Annotated in this window: 15 protein-coding genes; 7 read left to right on the forward strand and 8 right to left on the reverse strand. The window is 68.7% G+C overall.

Going from position 1 to position 17,895, the window contains the following annotated elements:
- Window positions 1–100: 100 nt before the first annotated feature.
- Window positions 101–829, reverse strand: a complete 729-nt coding sequence (locus AVMA1855_RS12650) for a TetR/AcrR family transcriptional regulator (protein WP_487088013.1) — start codon at window positions 827–829, stop codon at window positions 101–103.
- 316 nt (window positions 830–1,145) lie between these two features.
- On the opposite strand from AVMA1855_RS12650, the gene AVMA1855_RS12655 reads away from it, so the two are divergent.
- The 6 genes from AVMA1855_RS12655 to AVMA1855_RS12680 all read left to right on the forward strand — a co-directional run bounded on the left by AVMA1855_RS12655 (window position 1,146) and on the right by AVMA1855_RS12680 (window position 9,474).
- Entirely contained in the window at window positions 1,146–2,495 is a 1,350-nt protein-coding gene (locus AVMA1855_RS12655) for an NAD(P)-dependent oxidoreductase (RefSeq protein WP_284425965.1), read from the forward strand.
- A 60-nt stretch (window positions 2,496–2,555) separates the two neighbouring features.
- Window positions 2,556–3,863 (forward strand): NAD-dependent dihydropyrimidine dehydrogenase subunit PreA, encoded by a 1,308-nt coding sequence (gene preA, locus AVMA1855_RS12660; RefSeq protein ID WP_284425966.1) that lies wholly within the window; start codon window positions 2,556–2,558, stop codon window positions 3,861–3,863.
- 94 nt (window positions 3,864–3,957) lie between these two features.
- Entirely contained in the window at window positions 3,958–5,448 is a 1,491-nt protein-coding gene (locus AVMA1855_RS12665) for an NCS1 family nucleobase:cation symporter-1 (protein ID WP_284425967.1), read from the forward strand.
- Window positions 5,449–5,486: 38 nt separating this feature from the next.
- The gene (hydA, locus tag AVMA1855_RS12670) at window positions 5,487–6,950 is read left to right on the forward strand and encodes a dihydropyrimidinase (RefSeq protein WP_284425968.1); all 1,464 of its coding nucleotides are present in this window, start codon (window positions 5,487–5,489) and stop codon (window positions 6,948–6,950) included.
- Window positions 6,951–6,977: 27 nt separating this feature from the next.
- Window positions 6,978–8,234 (forward strand): Zn-dependent hydrolase, encoded by a 1,257-nt coding sequence (locus AVMA1855_RS12675; protein WP_284410928.1) that lies wholly within the window; start codon window positions 6,978–6,980, stop codon window positions 8,232–8,234.
- Window positions 8,235–8,352: 118 nt separating this feature from the next.
- Complete coding sequence (locus AVMA1855_RS12680) at window positions 8,353–9,474, forward strand: peptidoglycan-binding domain-containing protein (RefSeq protein ID WP_284425969.1); 1,122 nt, start codon at window positions 8,353–8,355, stop codon at window positions 9,472–9,474.
- A 66-nt stretch (window positions 9,475–9,540) separates the two neighbouring features.
- On the opposite strand, the gene AVMA1855_RS12685 is transcribed toward AVMA1855_RS12680, so the two are convergent.
- The 4 genes from AVMA1855_RS12685 to AVMA1855_RS12700 all read right to left on the reverse strand — a co-directional run bounded on the left by AVMA1855_RS12685 (window position 9,541) and on the right by AVMA1855_RS12700 (window position 14,710).
- Window positions 9,541–10,587, reverse strand: a complete 1,047-nt coding sequence (locus AVMA1855_RS12685; RefSeq protein ID WP_284425970.1) for a bifunctional nicotinamide-nucleotide adenylyltransferase/Nudix hydroxylase — start codon at window positions 10,585–10,587, stop codon at window positions 9,541–9,543.
- 232 nt (window positions 10,588–10,819) lie between these two features.
- Window positions 10,820–12,523, reverse strand: a complete 1,704-nt coding sequence (locus AVMA1855_RS12690) for an NAD+ synthase (RefSeq protein ID WP_284425971.1) — start codon at window positions 12,521–12,523, stop codon at window positions 10,820–10,822.
- Between the two features lie 74 nt (window positions 12,524–12,597).
- Entirely contained in the window at window positions 12,598–13,788 is a 1,191-nt protein-coding gene (gene pncB, locus AVMA1855_RS12695) for a nicotinate phosphoribosyltransferase (protein WP_284425972.1), read from the reverse strand.
- Between the two features lie 46 nt (window positions 13,789–13,834).
- Window positions 13,835–14,710: a cysteine hydrolase family protein gene (locus AVMA1855_RS12700; RefSeq protein ID WP_284425973.1), complete on the reverse strand. Its 876-nt coding sequence runs from the start codon at window positions 14,708–14,710 to the stop codon at window positions 13,835–13,837.
- A gap of 179 nt (window positions 14,711–14,889) precedes the next feature.
- On the opposite strand from AVMA1855_RS12700, the gene AVMA1855_RS12705 reads away from it, so the two are divergent.
- Window positions 14,890–15,570 (forward strand): NUDIX hydrolase, encoded by a 681-nt coding sequence (locus AVMA1855_RS12705; protein ID WP_284425974.1) that lies wholly within the window; start codon window positions 14,890–14,892, stop codon window positions 15,568–15,570.
- A gap of 50 nt (window positions 15,571–15,620) precedes the next feature.
- On the opposite strand, the gene AVMA1855_RS12710 is transcribed toward AVMA1855_RS12705, so the two are convergent.
- The 3 genes from AVMA1855_RS12710 to metK form a co-directional block, all read right to left on the reverse strand.
- Window positions 15,621–16,067, reverse strand: a complete 447-nt coding sequence (locus AVMA1855_RS12710) for a hemerythrin domain-containing protein (protein ID WP_272567531.1) — start codon at window positions 16,065–16,067, stop codon at window positions 15,621–15,623.
- Between the two features lie 12 nt (window positions 16,068–16,079).
- Complete coding sequence (locus AVMA1855_RS12715; protein ID WP_272567532.1) at window positions 16,080–16,265, reverse strand: DUF1328 family protein; 186 nt, start codon at window positions 16,263–16,265, stop codon at window positions 16,080–16,082.
- A gap of 327 nt (window positions 16,266–16,592) precedes the next feature.
- Window positions 16,593–17,774, reverse strand: a complete 1,182-nt coding sequence (gene metK / locus AVMA1855_RS12720) for a methionine adenosyltransferase (RefSeq protein WP_272567533.1) — start codon at window positions 17,772–17,774, stop codon at window positions 16,593–16,595.
- Window positions 17,775–17,895 lie beyond the last annotated feature (121 nt).

Consider the following 17,895-nt stretch of genomic DNA (forward strand, 5'->3'; position numbering starts at 1 on the left):
GCCGGCAAGTCTAAGCGATGGAATTTTCGCATCCGCTTGGCACCGCCGGATGCGGGGTGCCTCCAGGCCGGGCCATTGCCAGCGGCCCGGCGGCCCGATTTCAGTCCTGGGCGGGCGCCGCCGGCCCGGGTTCCAGGCCCCGCAGCACCAGGTGGCAGAGCAATTCCTCCGCCTTGTCGTAGTCGCGCTCGGTCAGCGCGGGCTTGCCCAGCAGCAGCGCGAACTGGGCCTGCTGGTCCGCGTAGGCCTGGGTCACGGACCAGATGATGAACATGAGATGGGTGAAATTCACCTTGGCGATGCGGCCCTCGCGCGCCCAGCGCTCGAAGGTGCGCACATCGTTCTTGAGCACGGGGCCCACGCGTTCGGCGATCACGCCCGCGTAGCGCGGCGCACCGGCGATGACCTCCTTGGCGAACACCTTGGCGGCGTTCGGCCGCTCCAGCGACGAGCGCAGCTTGGCGCGGATGTAGCGGCGCAGCGCCTCGTGCGGATCATCGCCATGGGACATCTCTTCCATGCCGGCCAGCCACTGGTTGAGCACGTCGTCCAGCACGCGCAGGTACAGCGCCTCCTTGTTCGGAAAGTAGTACAGCAGGTTGTGGCGGCTCAGCCCGATGGCCGCGGCGATGCTCTCCAGCGACGCGCCCTCGAAACCGAACTGCGCAAACTGTGTCTCCGCCTCGGTGAGGATGGCCTGTTCCTTTTTGAGCCGCGAGGCGGTGGGCGGGCGCCCCGGGTCGGCGGGCGCTCCATCGGGCGCGGGGGGCTGCAGGGCGGTGCGCGTTCGCACAGGTGCGGGGCGGGAGGGCTTGGGCGAAGGGCTCATTTGCACCATTGTGGAACGACTGCGGGGTGTTTTCGCTGGCACGGTGTTTGCACTAGGGGATTTTACCGATTGGTAAATTTTTACTGATTGGTAAATTGAAAACCAGCAGGGCACGGCACCGCCGAAGACACCTGCACCACGACAGCGAGGCCCCCCGATGAAACCTCTGCAGACTGTTCCGATGTGCGGCCGCCCGGCCGCCTGCGCCTGGCCCCGCCAACGCCGCAAGCGCCACGCCCACGCGCCACGCCGCGTTCGCGCGCCCCTTTCCCGTCCCTGATCTCCCGTCCCTGACCCTTCGCCCCGAGGACTCCCGATGGAAACGACCGCAAGCCGCGCGTGCGGCATTCATGCCGCACGCCTGAACCTGGCCGACTACGCCGTGAACTTCGGCGACGCGCATCCGCCGCTCACCAAGGCGCAGGCTCTGGTGGAGGCCGAGCGCTGCTACTACTGCTTCGATGCGCCGTGCGCCACGGCGTGCCCGACCGGCATCGACATTCCCGCATTCATCCACCGCGTCGCCCAGGGCAACGACCGCGGCGCGGCCCGAGCGATTCTCGAGGCCAACCCGCTCGGCGGCATGTGCGCCCGCGTCTGCCCGACCGAGGTGCTGTGCGAGCAGGCCTGCGTGCGCAACTCGCATGACGACAAGCCGGTGGAGATCGGCGCGCTGCAGCGCCACGCCACCGATGCGTACTTTGCCGACCCGGGCGCGCCCCTGTTCACCCGTGCCGCGCCCACGGGCCGCCGGGTGGCTGTGGTGGGCGCGGGGCCCGCAGGGCTGGCCTGCGCCCATGGCCTGGCGGTGCGCGGGCACGACGTGGTGCTGTTCGAGGCGCGCCCCAAGCTGGGCGGTTTGAACGAATACGGCCTGGCCAGCTACAAGACCACGGGCGGCTTCGCGCAAAAGGAGATCGAATGGCTGCTGTCCATCGGCGGCATCGAGGTGCGCTGCAACCAGGTTCTGGGCCGCGATGCCACCGTGGACAGCCTGCTTCAGGCCTACGACGCCGTGTTCCTGGGTTTGGGACTGGCGGGCGTCAATGCGCTGGGCATCGCCGAGCCGCAGGTCGAGGGGCTGTGCAACGCGGTCGACTTCATTGCCGACGTGCGCCAGGCGCAGGACCTTTCGACCGTCCCCGTGGGCCGCCGCGTGGTCGTGATCGGCGGCGGCATGACGGCTGTGGACGCTGCCGTGCAGGCGCGCAAGCTGGGCGCCGAAGAGGTGACGATCGTCTATCGCCGCGGTGCCGACGGCATGTCCGCCTCCGCCGTGGAGCAGCGCTGGGCGCAGACGAACGGCGTGGCCATCCGCCATTGGGCGGCGCCGAAGGAACTGCTCAGCGAAGGCGGGGTGGTGCGTGGCATGCGGTTCGCGGCCACGGCCCTGGCGGGTGGACGCCTCGTGGACACGGGCGAATCCTTCACGCTGGAGGCCGACATGGTGCTCAAGGCCATCGGCCAGAGCTACCTGCCAGAGCATGCAGGTCCCACGGTGGCCCTGCAGGGCGGGCGCATCGCCACCGACGACATGGGCCGCACCAGCGTGGCGCGGCTGTGGGCCGGTGGGGACTGCCGTGCCGGCGGGCGCGACCTCACGGTCGAGGCGGTCGAACACGGCAAGGTGGCCGCCCTCTCCATCAGCGAGGCGCTGCGCGGCTGAGTGCCGGCACCGCCCTCTTCGAACCCCGGTCGAACATCCTGCACCCACGGAGCATTTCCCATGGCAGACATCCGCAGCCGCTTTCTCGGCATCGAGAGCCCCAACCCGTTCTGGCTGGCCTCCGCACCGCCCACCGACAAGGAAATCAACGTCACCCGCGCCTTCGAGGCGGGCTGGGGCGGCGTGGTCTGGAAGACGCTGGGCGAAGACCCGCACGTGGTCAACGTCAACGGCCCGCGCTATGCCACGCTGATGTCGCAGGACCGCCGCGTGATCGGGCTCAACAACATCGAGCTCATCACCGACCGCCCGCTGCAGACCAACCTGGACGAGATCCGCCGCGTCAAGCGCAACTGGCCCGACCGCGCAATGATCGTCTCGCTCATGGTGCCCTGCGTGGAAGAAAGCTGGAAGCGCATCCTGCCCATGGTGGAGGACGTTGGGGCCGACGGCATCGAGTTGAACTTCGGCTGCCCGCACGGCATGAGCGAGCGCGGCATGGGCGCCGCCGTGGGCCAGGTGCCCGAATACATCCAGATGGTGACGGCCTGGTGCAAGCACTACAGCCGGCTGCCGGTGATCGTGAAGCTCACGCCCAACATCACCGACGTGCGCCAGCCCGCCCGCGCTGCCCAAGCCGGCGGGGCCGATGCGGTGTCGCTCATCAACACCATCAACTCCATCATGGGCGTGGACCTGGAGCGCATGGCCATGAGTCCCAGCACCGGCGGCCTGGGCTCGCACGGCGGCTATTGCGGCCCGGCGGTCAAGCCCATCGCGCTCAACATGGTGGCCGAGATCGCGCGCGACGCGCAGACCGCCGGCCTGCCCATCAGCGGCATCGGCGGCATCTCCACCTGGCGCGATGCGGCCGAGTACATCGCCCTGGGCTGCGGCACCGTGCAGGTATGCACGGCGGCCATGGTGTACGGCTTCAAGATCGTGCAGGACATGTGCGACGGGCTGTCCAATTTCATGGACGCGCACGGCTACCACACCCTCGACGACTTCCGCGGCCAGGCCGTGCCGACGGTCAAGGACTGGAAGCAGCTGGACCTGAACCACATCGACAAGGCCGTGATCGATCAGGATTCGTGCATCCAGTGCGGCCGTTGCCATGTGGTGTGCGAAGACACGTCGCACCAGGCCATCACCTTCACCAAGGAAGGCGGCGTGCGCTTGTTCGAGGTGAACGAGGCCGAATGCGTGGGCTGCAACCTGTGCGTGTCGATCTGTCCCGTGCCCGAATGCATCACGCTGCGCAGCCTCGCGCCCGGCGAGGTCGATGCGCGCACCGGCAAGGTGGTGACAGGCGAGTACGCCAACTGGACCATGCACCCCAACAACCCGCAGCGCGTGGCCGCCTGAGCCGCGCTGCCGCGGCCCATTGCCCGCGTTGGTGCGCACCTTCGCGCCCGCCTTCCGCCTGCCAGCCTGTCTGCAACGTCTCGGAGACCGCCCCATGAAGACCCTGCATGCCCCCGGTGCCAGCAACGAACTGTGGAACGACGACCTGGCGCCCACCCAGCCGCACCAGCGCACCTGGCGCTGGTACCACTTCGCGGCCCTGTGGGTGGGCATGGTGATGTGCATCCCCGCCTACACGCTGGCCGCCAGCCTGATCGACAGCGGCATGTCGTGGGGACAGGCGGTGGGCACGGTGTTCCTGGGCAACCTGATCGTGCTGGTGCCCATGCTGCTCATCGGCCACGCAGGGGCCAAGTACGGCATTCCCTATGCGGTGCTGGCGCGCGCGTCGTTAGGCACGCGCGGCGCCAAGCTGCCGGCGCTGCTGCGCGCACTGGTGGCCTGCGGCTGGTACGGCATCCAGACCTGGTTCGGCGGCATGATGATCTACACGCTGGCCGGCGTGCTCCTCGGGCATCCCCTGGAGGGCGACAAGATCGCGGGGCTGGGCATCAACCTGGGCCAGCTGGTGTGCTTCCTGGTGTTCTGGGCCATCCAGTTCTATTTCGTGGTGTACGGCATCGAGTCCATCCGCAAGCTCGAAACGTGGACAGCGCCGATCAAGATCGTCATCTGCTTTCTGCTGCTGTGGTGGGCGTATGACAAGGCGGGCGGTTTCGGGCCCATCCTGGACCAGCCCTCGCAGTTCGCGCCCGGCGGCAAGAAGGCGGGGCAGTTCAGCGCCGTGTTCTGGCCGTCGCTGACCGCCATGGTGGGCTTCTGGGCCACGCTGGCGCTCAACATTCCCGACTTCACGCGGTTTGCCCGGTCGCAGCGCGATCAGGTGGTAGGCCAGGCCATCGGGCTGCCCGTGCCCATGGGCCTGCTGGCCGCGCTGGCGGTGTTCGTCACCTCGGCCACGGTGGTCATCTATGGCAAGGCGCTGTGGGACCCGGTGGACCTGGCCAGCCGCATGACGGGCGCGGCCGTGCTGATCGCGCTCATCATCCTGCTGATCGACACCGTCAGCGTGAACCTCGCTGCCAACCTCGTGGGACCGGCGTACGACTTCTCCGCGCTGAGCCCGTCGCGCATCAGCTATCGGGTGGGCGGCTACATCACCGTGGGCATCGCCATCGCGATGATGCCGTGGAAGATCCTCGAATCGACACAGGGCTACATCTTCACCTGGCTCATCGGCTACTCGGCGCTGCTGGGGCCGGTGGCCGGCATCCTGATGGTGGACTACTACCTGGTGCGCCGCACCGAGCTGGACGTGGCCGCGCTGTACGAGGAGCGCGGCGCCTACCGCTACCGCGGCGGCTGGAATGCGGTGGCCGTGGTGGCCTTCGTGCTGGGCGTGGCGCCCAACATTCCCGGCTTTCTGAACGCGGCGTTCCCGGCCACCTTCCCCGGTGTGGGCGAGGTGTTCAAGCAGATCTATGCCTATGCCTGGTTCCTCGGCCTGGCCATTGCCGCCGTGGTGTACCGCCTCGGCATGGCCGGCCAGACGCACCCGGCACCCACTCCGCTGCGCCGCGCCTGAGCACGGCGGCCACCCCTTCATCCTTCAGGAGACCTGCCATGAGCCCGACCCCTTCCAACGCCGTGCTGATCCGCGGCGGCACCGTGGTGCATGCCGACCGCGAAGAGCGCGCCGACGTGCTGTGCGTGGACGGCCGCATCGCCGCCGTGGGCCCCGATGTGGCGGGCGAGGCGCCTGCCGGTGCCGAGACGCTGGATGCGAGCGGCCAGTACGTGCTGCCGGGCGGCATCGATCCGCACACGCACATGCAGCTGCCCTTCATGGGCACCGTCACCATGGACGATTTCTTCACCGGCACGGCGGCGGGCCTGGCGGGTGGGACCACCAGCATCATCGACTTCGTGATCCCCGATCCGCAGGAGCCGATGATGGAGGCCTACCGCAAGTGGCGCGGCTGGGCCGAAAAGTCGGCGTCCGACTACGGCTTTCACGTGGCCGTCACCTGGTGGAGCGAGCAGGTGCGGGCCGACATGGGCACGCTGGTGCAGGAAGAGGGCGTCAACAGCTTCAAGCACTTCATGGCCTACAAGAACGCCATCATGTGCGACGACGAAACCCTGGTGAACAGCTTCCGGCGCGCGCTGGAGCTGGGCGCCATGCCCACCGTGCACGCCGAGAACGGCGAACTCGTCTACCTGCTGCAGCAGGAGGTGGCCAAGATGGGCATCACCGGTCCCGAGGGCCATCCGCTGGCCCGCCCGCCCATGGTGGAGGCCGAGGCAGCCAACCGCGCCATCGCCATCGCCGACGTGCTGGGCGTGCCCATCTACGTGGTGCATGTGAGCTGCGCCGAGGCGGCCGAGGCCATCGCCCGCGCCCGGGGCCAGCGCGTGTTCGGCGAAGTGCTGGCCGGCCACCTGCTGATCGACGACAGCGTGTACCGCGACCCGGACTTCGCCACCGCCGCCGCCCACGTGATGAGCCCGCCGTTCCGCCCCCGCTCGGGCGGCCACCAGGAGGCGCTGTGGCGCGGCCTGCAATCGGGCCAGTTGCACACCACGGCCACCGACCACTGCACCTTCTGCGCTGCGCAGAAATCCATGGGCCGCGACAACTTCGCCAAGATCCCCAACGGCACCGGCGGCGTGGAAGAGCGCATGGCCGCCATCTGGGACGGCGGCGTGAACACCGGGCGGCTCACGCCCTCGGAGTTCGTCGCCATCACCTCCACCAATGCGGCCAAACTCTTCAACATATACCCGCGCAAAGGCTTCGTCGGTACCGGGGCCGATGCCGACCTGGTGCTCTGGGATCCGCAAGGCACAAAGACGTTTTCCGCGAAGACGCAGCACAGCAAGGGCGACTTCAACATCTTCGAGGGCCGCACCGTGCGCGGCATTCCCAGCCACACCGTCAGCCAGGGGCGGGTGGTGTTCGCCAACGGCGACCTGCGCGCCGAGCCGGGCCGGGGCCGCTACGTCAAGCGCCCCGCGTTCGGCCCCCAGTTCCAGGCCGTGCAAAAGCGCGCGCAGGAACTCGCCCCCACTGCGGTCGCCCGCTGACGGCCGCCCACGCATCCGGAGAACGCCATGGACACGACCACCCGCACCGACATCAGCCACCTGCGCGTCAACGGCGAGCGCCTGTGGGATTCGCTCATGGAGCTGGCGCAGATCGGCGCCACGCCCAAGGGCGGCGTCTGCCGCCTCACCCTCACCGACCTGGACAAGCAGGGCCGCGACCTCGTCACCCGCTGGGCGCGCGAGGCCGGCATGACCGTCACCATCGACCAGATCGGCAACGGCTTCATGCGCCGCCCGGGGCGCAATAACAACCTTCCGCCCATCATGACCGGCAGCCACATCGACACCCAGCCTACGGGCGGCAAGTTCGACGGCAACTACGGCGTGCTGGCCGGCATCGAGGTGGTGCGCACGCTGAACGACCACGGCATCGAGACCGAGGCGCCGATCGAGGTGGCCTTCTGGACCAACGAGGAAGGCAGCCGCTTCGTACCCGTGATGATGGGCTCGGGCGTGTTCGCCAAGGCCTTCACCCTGGAGCATGCCTACGCCGCCACCGATACCGAAGGCAAGACGGTGAAGGGCGAGCTCGAGCGCATCGGCTACGTGGGCGATCAGGTGCCCGGCGACCACCCCATCGGCGCGTACTTCGAGACCCACATCGAGCAGGGACCGGTGCTGGAGGACCACGACAAGACCATCGGCGTGGTGACGGGCGTGCTCGGCATCCGCTGGTACGACTGCACCGTGACCGGCATGGAGGCCCATGCCGGCCCCACGCCCATGGCGTTGCGCAAGGATGCGCTGCAGGTCGCCACGCGCCTCATGCAGGAGGTGGTGGCCTGCGCGCACCGCCACCCGCCGCATGGTCGCGGCACGGTGGGCATGGTGCAGGTGCACCCCAACAGCCGCAACGTGATCCCCGGCCAGGTCAAGTTCAGCATCGACCTGCGCAACGCCACCGACGCCGATTGCGAAAGCATGGACCGCGACATCCGCGACGTGGCCGCCCGCCTCAGCGCCGAAACCGGCCTGCCGATCCAGATCGACCTGGTGTCCAGCTACCCCGCGCAGGTGTTCCACCCCGACTGCGTGGACGCGGTCGGCCGGGCCGCCGCCAGCCTGGGCTACAGCCACATGCCGGCCGTGTCGGGTGCGGGGCACGATGCGGTCTACATGGCACGCCTGGCGCCTGCGGGCATGGTCTTCATTCCGTGCAAGGACGGCATCAGCCACAACGAGATCGAAGACGCCCAACCCGAGCACATCACCGCTGGCTGCAACGTGCTGCTGCATGCCATGCTGGAACGCGCCGGCACCTGAATGGTGCGTGGCCGGGGCGGCGGCCTGCCGCCGTGTTACAGCAACCCTCCCCCGGTGGGGTTGTGGCCGGCCCCTGCAGCGCATAACGTTCAACGCTTTGCTTGAAGCCATGCCTTCCATGACGACACCGAACCGGCCCGATGGGCGCGCTGCCTCCGCCTTCTTCCCTTCCACCCCCGCCCGCGCGACCCTCGTGGCCGCCACCGTGGTGGCCGCGCTGGCCCTGGCCGGCTGCGAGACCACCAACATGCGCATGGGCAGCCCCGATGCCAAGACCGTGGCCACAGGCAGCGCGGCCGGTGGCGCCACCGAAGGCGCCAGCAGCGAGCTGGAGCGCTGCGAATCGCCGCTGGGCACCGTCTCGCTGATCGAGAACCAGCAGGCCGGCTGGTACACCATCCTGCGAAACGAATACCGCCTGCCGCCCACGGCCAACCTGCTGCGCCTGCTGGTGCAGCAGTCCAACTGCTTCGTCGTGATCGAGCGCGGCGCGGCCGGCATGACGGCCATGGACCGCGAGCGCGCCATCATGCAGTCGGGCGAAATGCGCGGCGGCAGCAACTTCGGCAAGGGCCAGATGGTCGCCTCCGACTACGGCCTGTCCCCGGAAATCGTGTTCAACAACGACAACGCCGGCGGGGCCTCCGCATCGCTGGGCGGCCTGGTGGGCGGACGCGCGGGCGGCTTGCTGGCCGCGCTGGGCGGCAGCCTGAACACCAAGGAAGCGAGCGCATTGCTCACCCTCATCGACCACCGTTCCGGCGTGCAGGTCGCTGCCTCGGAAGGCAGCGCCTCCAAGACCGATTTCGGCGCCGTGGGCCAGCTGTTCGGCGGCTCGGGCGGCGCGCGCCTGGGCGGCTACAGCAACACGGCCGAAGGCAAGGTGATCGCCGCGGCCTTCATGGACGCCTTCAACCAGATGGTGCGTTCGCTGCGCAGCTACAAGGCCCAGTCGGTCAAGGGCCAGGGCCTGGGCGGCGGCGGTCGCCTGGGGGTGGATGGCGGCGCCGCCCCGTCGCAGACCTCGGCGCCGCGCGCGCAGCCCGTGTCGGCGGCCACCGGCGGCCTGTCGCTGCGCGATGCGCAGGCCAAGCTGAACGCCCTGGGGCACGACACCGGCACGCCCGACGGTGCCATGGGCGCCAAGACGGCGGCCGCCCTGCGTGCCTTCCAGAAGGAGCGCGGCCTGCCCATCACCGGCCGGCTCGACGCCGCTACTGCGGCCCAGTTGAGCCAGTAACGGCTGCCGGACGGCTGCCGGCTTCGAGGTGGTCGTCCGCGCCCGCTGGGGGCGGGCGGCCAGCCCCTAACCGGCGCCGTGCGCGCCGGTCAGGTTCAGGAAGTGGTCCAGCATGTGGAAGTGGTCCTCGAAGAAGGCCTCTTCCATGGCCGCCAGTTCCGCGACCGGTATCCACTGCACCTGCATGGCGTCGTCGTCGGCCTGCACGGCAGGGAAGGGCGCATCGCCCAGGTCGAAGTAGTGGGCATGCGTGATGGTGCGCCCGCGCTGGCTGCGGTCGGGGTGGTCGAAGACGGCGGTGGCGCGCAGCGCGCGGCGCAGGGTGGCGTCGGGCACGTCGCAGTGCGTCTCTTCGGCCAGCTCGCGCAGGCACGACTGCCACAGCGTCTCGCGCTGCTCGATGAAGCCGCCCGGCATGGCCAGCTGGCCCTTGCCCGGGGCGTGCGCGCGGCGGATGACGAGCACGTGGTCCTGGCAGCGCAGCACCGCGTCCACCGTCACGAACACCGGCGGGTACGGCGCCTGCGCCCACGATTCGCGGTAGCTGCGCAGCACGCGCCACTCTTCCTGCAGCGCCGCGTAGTGCGGCTGCCGGGCGAACACGTCCAAGAATTCGAGCGTGCTGGCCGGCATCTGGTCGGCCAGGGGGCCGAGCGACGTCAGCACGCCCTGCGGCGCCGCGCCGAAGTACGCGTCGCGGATGGCGGTGGCATCGATGGTGCCCTGCCGGTCCATGGGGATCAGCGACCAGCCGGGGAAGGCGTCCAGGTAGCTGCTGGTCGCGTCCTTGAAATGGCCGACCAGGCCGATGCGCGCATCGGGCAGCACGTGCGTGGACACGGCGCGCAACACCGCCGCCACCCACAGGGCCTCGTTGTAGTGATCGCGCACGGGCAGCACGGTCAGCCGGGCCCGGTCGGCCTCGGGCAGGGCATTGCGCAGCATGGCTTCGCGCTCGGCCCAGGTGAACGGGTTCTTGGGCGATCGGGCCTGCCAGGCCGAGCCCATGACCACGATCACGTTGTTGGCGCTGTCCAGCGCGCGCTGCAAAAGGGCCAGATGGCCGTTGTGGACGGGCTCGAAGCGGCCGATGTAGATGGCGGTGTCGTACATGTGTGTTCCGGTTGGGCGCCCCGCGCCGTGAGCGGCGCCGTCGGGGCTGCTGGGAATGTAGCCGGGCGGGCCGGGCCGGGCGGCGGGCGCTGCGAATGCACCGACCGCTCCGCATGGGTCACCGCGCGGCCGGATTCATGGGATTGCTATAAAAATAATAGCTATATGCCCTAGTAATGATTGCGCTGGGGGCATTTTTGATGCAAACCTCTCTGTGGCGCAGGCCACCGCCTCACACATACCGCGCCGCAATCGGCATCTGCCGCCCGGTGCCGAAGGCCTTGGCCCTCACGCGCACGATGGGCGGGGCCTGGCGCCGCTTGTATTCGCTGCGCGCCACCAGCATGCGCACGCGGTGCGCCAGGGCCCGGCCGTCCGCGCTGGCCTGAAGCTGGCGCGCGAAGGCCTGGGCGTTGGCGTACTCGGCGCGCGACAGGCCCTCGCCTTCGATGAGCAGCTTGAGGATCTCGTCCAGCACGGGGTAGGGCGGCAGGCTGTCGTCGTCCTTCTGGCCGGGCGCGAGCTCGGCCGAGGGCGGCTTGTCGATGATGGCCTGGGGAATGATCTCGCGCCCCGCGTTCTCGTTCACGTGGCGCGACAGCTCGAACACCTCGGTCTTGTACAGGTCGCCCAGCAGGCCCAGGCCGCCGTTGGTGTCGCCGTACAGCGTGCAGTAGCCCACCGAGATTTCCGATTTGTTGCCGGTGGTGAGCAGCAGGTGGCCGAAGGCGTTGGAAAACTCCATCAGCGTCGTGCCGCGGATGCGCGCCTGCACGTTCTCCAGCGGCAGGCCGCGCAGCGGCTGCCCGAAGCTGGCCTCGAACTGCGCGGAAAAGCCCGCCACCAGGTCCGCGATGGGGTGGGTGTGCAGCACCACGCCCAGGTTGCGGCACAGCTGCACCGAATCGTCCACCGAGCCGCTGGACGAAAACCGCGAGGGCATGGTGATGCCCACCACGTTCTCCGGCCCCAGCGCCTCGACCGCCAGCGCCAGCGTGAGTGCGCTGTCGATGCCGCCCGAGCTGCCCACCACCGCCTGGGTGAACCCGCAGCGGCGCGCATAGTCCCGCAGGCCCAGCACGATCTGCTGGCGGTAGAACGCCATGGTGGGCAGGCCCTCGCGCGGCACGGGCGGCAGGTCGGTGCCGTCCAGCCGGGCGAAGTGGCCGTTGTCCAGCAGCTGCACGGTGGACACGTCCTCCTCGAAGCGGCGCGATTCGAAGACCACGCCGTCCTCGGGCTCGACCGCGAAGGAGGCGCCGTCATAGACCAGCTGGTCGTGCCCGCCGACCTGGTTCACGTAGACGATGGGCAGGCCGTGCCGCCGCGCCGCATCGCCGAACACCTGGTGGCGCAGTTCGCGCTTGCCGATGTGGCTGGGGCTGGCGTTGATGCTCACCACCAGATCGGGCGCGGCATCGGCCATGCGCTGGAAGGGGTTGGTCTGGTAGTCGGCGCCGCTGTCGTTCCAGCCGTCCTCGCACACGATGAACCCCACCTGCGAGGTGCCGATGCGCAGCACCTTGGCCACGTCCGGGCCGTGCTCGAAATGGCGACGCTCGTCGAAGACGTTGTAGGTGGGCAGCAGCTGCTTGGCATACGACAGCCGCACCTCGCCCGCCCGCAGCACCCGCAGCGCGTTCAGCAGCCGCTTGCCCGGCCCCGGCGTTCGCACCGGCATGCCGACCACCCAGTGCAGCGCGGGCAGGCCGGCCGATGCCTCGCACAGCCGGGCCAGGCCCGCGTCCAGGCGTTCGAGAAAGGCGGGCTCCTCCAGCAGGTCGCCCGGGTAGTAGCCGCACAGCGACAGCTCGGAGAACACCACGAGGTCGGACTGCGCGGCCGCTGCCTCCTGCGCGGCGGCGATCATGCGATCGACGTTGCCTTCGATGTCGCCCACGGTGAGGTTGAGTTGGGCCAGGGTGATGCGGAGCATGGGTGGTTTCCTTTCTGTCTTTCTTCTTCAAGCGGCGATGGTTCGGTGGCGGGGCGGCGGCGTGCCGCGGCGCCTCATGGCGGTGGCACGTTGAACACCTGCCGAAGGTAGGCCAGGTAGGTTTCGTCGTCGCACAGCGTCTTGCCCGGGCTGTCCGAGAGCTTGGCCACCGGCTGGCCGTTGGCGTGGGTGATCTTCATCACGATGTTGAGCGGCGCCACGCCCATGTCGTTGGTGAGCTGCGTGCCGATGCCGAAGCCCAGTTGCACCCGGTCGCTGAAATGGCGGTGCAGCGACAGCGCCTTGTCCACGTTCAGTCCGTCGGAGAACACGAGTCGCTTGGTGTGCGCGTCGATGCGCAGGCGGGCGTAGTGCGCCAGCGCCTTCTCGCCCCAGGCCACCGGGTCGCCCGAATCGTGGCGCAGGCCGTCGAACAGCTTGGCGAAGTACAGGTCGAAGTCGGCCAGGAAGGCGTCCATGCCCACCGTATCAGTCAGCGCGATCCCGAGGTCGCCCCGGTACTCTTGCACCCAGTCCTCCAGCGCCGCTTTTTGAAAGTCGCGCAGCCGTACGCCCAGGGCCTGGTAGGTCTGCAAATACTCGTGCGCCATGGTGCCGATGGGCACCAGGTTCAGGTCGCGCGCCAGCATCACGTTGGAGGTGCCCTTGAACCACTGCGGCGCCTGCTGTGCGAAGGCTTGCACCACCTCGCGCTGCCACGCGCCGCTGTAGCGCCGGCGCAGCCCGAAGTCGAACATCTCGAACGGGTGCGTGCGCTCGGGCTCGCCCGAGAGCGCCTGCACGTGCGCGATCTTGTCCGCCAGCCGGCGGCGTCCTTCGGCCAGCGCCGCGGCCGGGTCGAAGCGGCGGAAATACAGCTCGTTCACGATCGCCAGCACGAAGATCTCGAACCCCATCACATGCACCTGCGGGCCGCGCGCCACGATGTGCAGGTCGCCGCCCTCGGCCCGTGCCTCGATGAACGCGCGCTGGAACTGGAACAGGCGCAGAAAGTCCACGAAGTCGCTTTTGATGAAGCGCAGGCCGGCCAGGTAGTCCAGCTCACCGGGGGAAAACCGCAGCGTGCACAGCGCGTCCAGCGCCGCGTTCACTTCGCCGAGCAGCTCGGCCAGCGGATAGGCCGGCCGGTTGCGGCAGACGAAGCGGTACTCGGCCTGCGTCTGCGGGTGGCTGTGCAGCAGCGCCTGCCACATCGTGAATTTGTAGAGGTCGGTATCGAGCAGGCTGGTAATGACGGGTTGCATGGCGTTTGCTATGTTTTTAGGAAGGGATGCCGGGAGCGAACCTGCGCTAGAGGCGGATTTCATCGCTGCGCGCCAGTTGCGCTCCCTGGGCCTGCAGGGCGTCCAGAAAGTCCTGCTGCTGCGCCCCGAAACCGGCCACGGGCGCCATGCAGTCGGTCAGCAGCACGAGGCGGTCCGCCCGCCAGCCCGGCTGCAGCCGGGGCAGGTGCTGCACGATGTGCTCGGTGGTGGCGCGCACGCAGTGGCTGCCGGCCTCGCCCGCAATGACGAGGCGGTCCGCCGTCCCCAGGGCGTGGAGCAGCCGGGTGTTGAGCAAGGTGGCGGGGTCGTCGGCATCGGGCACCTCGGCCTCGATGGCGCTGTAGTGCTCGGTCCAGGGGTTGGTGCCCTTGAACACGGGGTGCACCGCGCGCTGGCGCTGTGCCTGCCACGCGCCGCAGGCGGCCAGCACGTCGGCATGCACGCCGTGGCCCCAGCTGCCGATCTCGCAGTGCACCGGCCACACCATCAGCGTGTAGCGCCCTTGCGCCTCCAGCGCGTCCAGGTAGGCCAGCACGCGGGGCAGGGCTGCGGCATCGCGCGGGGCGAACGCGCCGGCGCGCACCTGCGCCGCGGTGATGGTCGTGAACGGGGCGACCTCGCCGCCGTCGCCCTGGCGCCAAAACGGAGGGTGCGCCACGTCGTAGCGCTGGTGCGAGTCGAGCGTGACGGTGATCGCCTCCAGCGCCGGGCCATGGCGCCGGATGAAGGCGGCCAGGCGCTGCATGTCGGCATGAGCGCCGGGCACAGGCAAGGCGGGGGCGATGGACTGGCCGGTGAGCGGGTGCGCCGGCTGCCAATCGGTGGGCAGGTCGCAGAAATCGTTCTGGGGGTCGATCACCAGCAGTTGGGTCGTCAAGGGGCGGTTCATGGAGCGGGTCATGGTGCAAGGTCCTCGGTGCGATGGGTGCAGTCTATTCCTGTTAGTTTGAATTTGCAACTAAGTAGATCGCAAGGCATTGTCACGAAATGAAAAGCCGGCCGAAGTGGCTTGATGGGTGGCATCGGCATTCCGGGAGTGGTAGGCTCGTTCGTCCAATCCTGCACATAACCACCCCCTTGATGTCCTCCGCCGCTTCGCCCGCCGTCATCTGCACCGTGGATACCGTGCTGCTCACGCTGCAGGGCGGCGCCCTCCAAGCGCTGCTCGTGCGCCGCGACAAGGCCCCCTATGCCGGCGCGTGGGCTTTGCCGGGGGGCTACATCCACGCGCAGGACGATGCCGATGCCCAGGCCAGCGCCGCACGCGTGCTGCGCGAGAAGGCCGGATTGCAAAGCCCTTACCTGGAGCAGCTCGCCACGTTCTCGGGCCTGGCGCGCGACCCGCGGGGCTGGTCGCTGGCGGTGGCGTATTGCGCGCTGGTGCCTGGCGAGGCGCTCCAGGGCATCCCACCCCGGCAGGGCGTGAAGCTGGTGCCGGTCGATGCCTTGCCGCCCCTGCCGTTCGACCACCGCGCCATGGTGGACACGGCGCTGGCGCGCGTGCGCAGCAAGAGCCTGTATTCCTCGCTGCCCGTGCACCTGTGCGGCGACGCATTCACCCTGCCGCAACTGCAGGCGGTGTACGAGGCGGTGCTGGGCGAGCCGCTCAACAAGGTCAGCTTTCGCCGCAAGATGGACGAGCTGGACATGCTCGAACCCGTGCCCGGCCTGGTGCAGGGCGGCGCCCACCGGCCCGCGCAGATGTACCGCCTGCGCCCCGCGTTCCGCAAGGCCCTGGCGCTGTCGTCGCGCGCGCTCTGAACAGAAAAAAGCCCCTTGCGGGGCTTGGGGGGAACAGGGCAAGACGCATCTCAGGCGGCGACCGCCTTGGCTTCGTCGTAGGTTTGCAGGTACTGCTGCGCCAACTCGGTCTTCTGCTTTTCGGTCAGCAGCTTGCCGGCCATCTGGAAGAACCGGTGTTCCTCTTCCTCCAGATGGTGCCGCACCTTCTCGCCCAGCTTTTTGGCCACTGCCAGCCAGGCGGAGCTGCCGGGGTCGGCCGCCTCCAGGTCTTCGACCAGTTCGTCCAGCGCATGGTGCTCCGCGATGGCGTGGCGCGACAGGTCGATGCCGGCATCGTGCTCCATGAGCGGCCGGTAGAAGTGGCGGTCTTCGGCCAGTTCATGGGCCGCCAGTTCGCGCTTGAGCTCGATGAACCGCTCGTGCCGCTCCGGGGTGTCTCCGCTGGTGGCCTCCACCTGGCGGACCATGTCGCGCTGCCGCTCGTGGCTTTCGCGCAGGGCTTCGAAGATGTTCATGCGCGGTGCCCCTTACTTGAGGGCCTTGCGTGCCGCGCCGATGCCCAGCACGGCCAGCACGACGAACACCACGGCGATCACCAGGAAGATGAAGAACAGGATCTTCGCGATACCGGCAGCGCCTGCGGCGACCCCGGTGAACCCCAGCGCGCCGGCGATGAGGGAAATGATGGCGAAAACGATGGCGTACTTCAGCATGGCAGAGCTCCTAGAAAAGTCAGTGCATGCACTGGATGGTGGATGCAAGGACGATAAGTGCCATGGAAGCGCCCCACCCGTCGGCCGGGGCGGGGCATGGGCGTAGGAGGGGGCCTATGCGGTGGGCGCCTGCCGTTCGCACGGCGGCATTGCCCCGCCGGCAGGGCGCCGCCCTGGCGCCCTCAGGGGCTCAGCGCCCGGCGGCCGCCCGCAGTGCCGCGGCCTTGTCGGTCTTTTGGCTTCGGCCGGCCCGGTGGGCCTTCGCATCGCTGTGCGATACGAGTCTTTGCCGAAGCCCGGCCCAACCACGCTGGTCGCGTGGCGGGCTTACAGCCCGGCAGCGGCACGCAGTGCCGCTGCTTTGTCCGTCTTCTCCCAGGTGAACTCGGGTTCTTCGCGGCCGAAGTGGCCGTAGGCCGCGGTCTTTTCGTAGATGGGGCGCAGCAGGTCCAGCATCTGGATGATGCCCTTGGGGCGCAGGTCGAAGTGCTCCTGCACCAGCTTGGCGATCTGGTCGTCCGGGATCACGCCCGTGCCTTCGGTGTACACCGTCACGTTCATGGGGCGGGCCACGCCGATGGCATAGGCCACCTGGATCTGGCATTGGCGCGCCAGGCCCGCGGCGACGATGTTCTTGGCCACGTAGCGCGCGGCGTAGGCGGCCGAGCGGTCCACCTTCGTCGGGTCCTTGCCGCTGAACGCGCCGCCGCCGTGGGGGCAGGCACCGCCGTAGGTGTCCACGATGATCTTGCGGCCGGTCAGGCCGCAATCGCCTTGCGGGCCGCCGATGACGAATCGGCCGGTGGGGTTGATCAGGTACTTGGTGTCCTGGAGCCACTCGCTGGGCAGCACGGGCTTGATGATCTCCTCGATGATGGCCTCGGTGAAGCTGGCCTTCATCTTGGTGGAGGTCTCGCTCTGGTCGGGGTGGTGCTGGGTGGAGAGCACCACGGTGTCGATGCTGTGGGGCTTGCCGTCCACGTAGCGCATCGTGACCTGGCTCTTGGCGTCGGGCCGCAGGAAGGGCAGGCGCCCGTCCTTGCGCAGCTGGGCCTGGCGCTCGACCAGGCGGTGGGCGTAGTAGATGGGCGCGGGCATCAGCTCGGGCGTCTCGTCGCAGGCATAGCCAAACATCAGGCCTTGGTCGCCGGCGCCGGTGTTCAGGTGGTCGTCGCTGGCCTGGTCCACGCCCTGGGCGATGTCGTTGCTCTGCTTGTCGTAGGCCACCAGCACCGCGCAGCCCTTGTAATCGATGCCGTAGTCGGTGTTGTCGTAGCCGATGCGCTTGATGGTGTCGCGCGCGATCTGGATGTAATCCACGTGCGCGTTGGTGGTGATCTCGCCCGCCAGCACCACGAGCCCGGTGTTGGTGAGGGTCTCGGCCGCCACGCGGCTGCGGGGGTCCTGCTTGAAGATCGCGTCGAGAATCGCGTCGGAAATCTGGTCGGCGACCTTGTCGGGGTGGCCTTCCGAGACGGATTCGGAGGTGAAAAGGAAATCGTTCGCCATTTGAATAAACTCCTGTGTTCCGGCATTTTGGGCGTTGCCCTCAGCCTTGGGAGCTTTGGCGAACGCTTTAGCAGATTTGTTTTACGTCGCCCTGCAAGTTGCTCATTTAACTCAGCGACCG

The organism is Acidovorax sp. SUPP1855, assembly GCF_030158955.1.
GTDB lineage: Bacteria > Pseudomonadota > Gammaproteobacteria > Burkholderiales > Burkholderiaceae_C > Paracidovorax.

Coding starts and splice junctions, on each gene's coding strand:
- AVMA1855_RS12650 (WP_487088013.1), bottom strand. CDS start 829: ATGAGCCCTTCGCCCAAGCCCTCCCGCCCCGCACCTGTGCGAACGCGC.
- AVMA1855_RS12655 (WP_284425965.1), top strand. CDS start 1,146: ATGGAAACGACCGCAAGCCGCGCGTGCGGCATTCATGCCGCACGCCTG.
- preA (WP_284425966.1), top strand. CDS start 2,556: ATGGCAGACATCCGCAGCCGCTTTCTCGGCATCGAGAGCCCCAACCCG.
- AVMA1855_RS12665 (WP_284425967.1), top strand. CDS start 3,958: ATGAAGACCCTGCATGCCCCCGGTGCCAGCAACGAACTGTGGAACGAC.
- hydA (WP_284425968.1), top strand. CDS start 5,487: ATGAGCCCGACCCCTTCCAACGCCGTGCTGATCCGCGGCGGCACCGTG.
- AVMA1855_RS12675 (WP_284410928.1), top strand. CDS start 6,978: ATGGACACGACCACCCGCACCGACATCAGCCACCTGCGCGTCAACGGC.
- AVMA1855_RS12680 (WP_284425969.1), top strand. CDS start 8,353: ATGACGACACCGAACCGGCCCGATGGGCGCGCTGCCTCCGCCTTCTTC.
- AVMA1855_RS12685 (WP_284425970.1), bottom strand. CDS start 10,587: ATGTACGACACCGCCATCTACATCGGCCGCTTCGAGCCCGTCCACAAC.
- AVMA1855_RS12690 (WP_284425971.1), bottom strand. CDS start 12,523: ATGCTCCGCATCACCCTGGCCCAACTCAACCTCACCGTGGGCGACATC.
- pncB (WP_284425972.1), bottom strand. CDS start 13,788: ATGCAACCCGTCATTACCAGCCTGCTCGATACCGACCTCTACAAATTC.
- AVMA1855_RS12700 (WP_284425973.1), bottom strand. CDS start 14,710: ATGACCCGCTCCATGAACCGCCCCTTGACGACCCAACTGCTGGTGATC.
- AVMA1855_RS12705 (WP_284425974.1), top strand. CDS start 14,890: ATGTCCTCCGCCGCTTCGCCCGCCGTCATCTGCACCGTGGATACCGTG.
- AVMA1855_RS12710 (WP_272567531.1), bottom strand. CDS start 16,067: ATGAACATCTTCGAAGCCCTGCGCGAAAGCCACGAGCGGCAGCGCGAC.
- AVMA1855_RS12715 (WP_272567532.1), bottom strand. CDS start 16,265: ATGCTGAAGTACGCCATCGTTTTCGCCATCATTTCCCTCATCGCCGGC.
- metK (WP_272567533.1), bottom strand. CDS start 17,774: ATGGCGAACGATTTCCTTTTCACCTCCGAATCCGTCTCGGAAGGCCAC.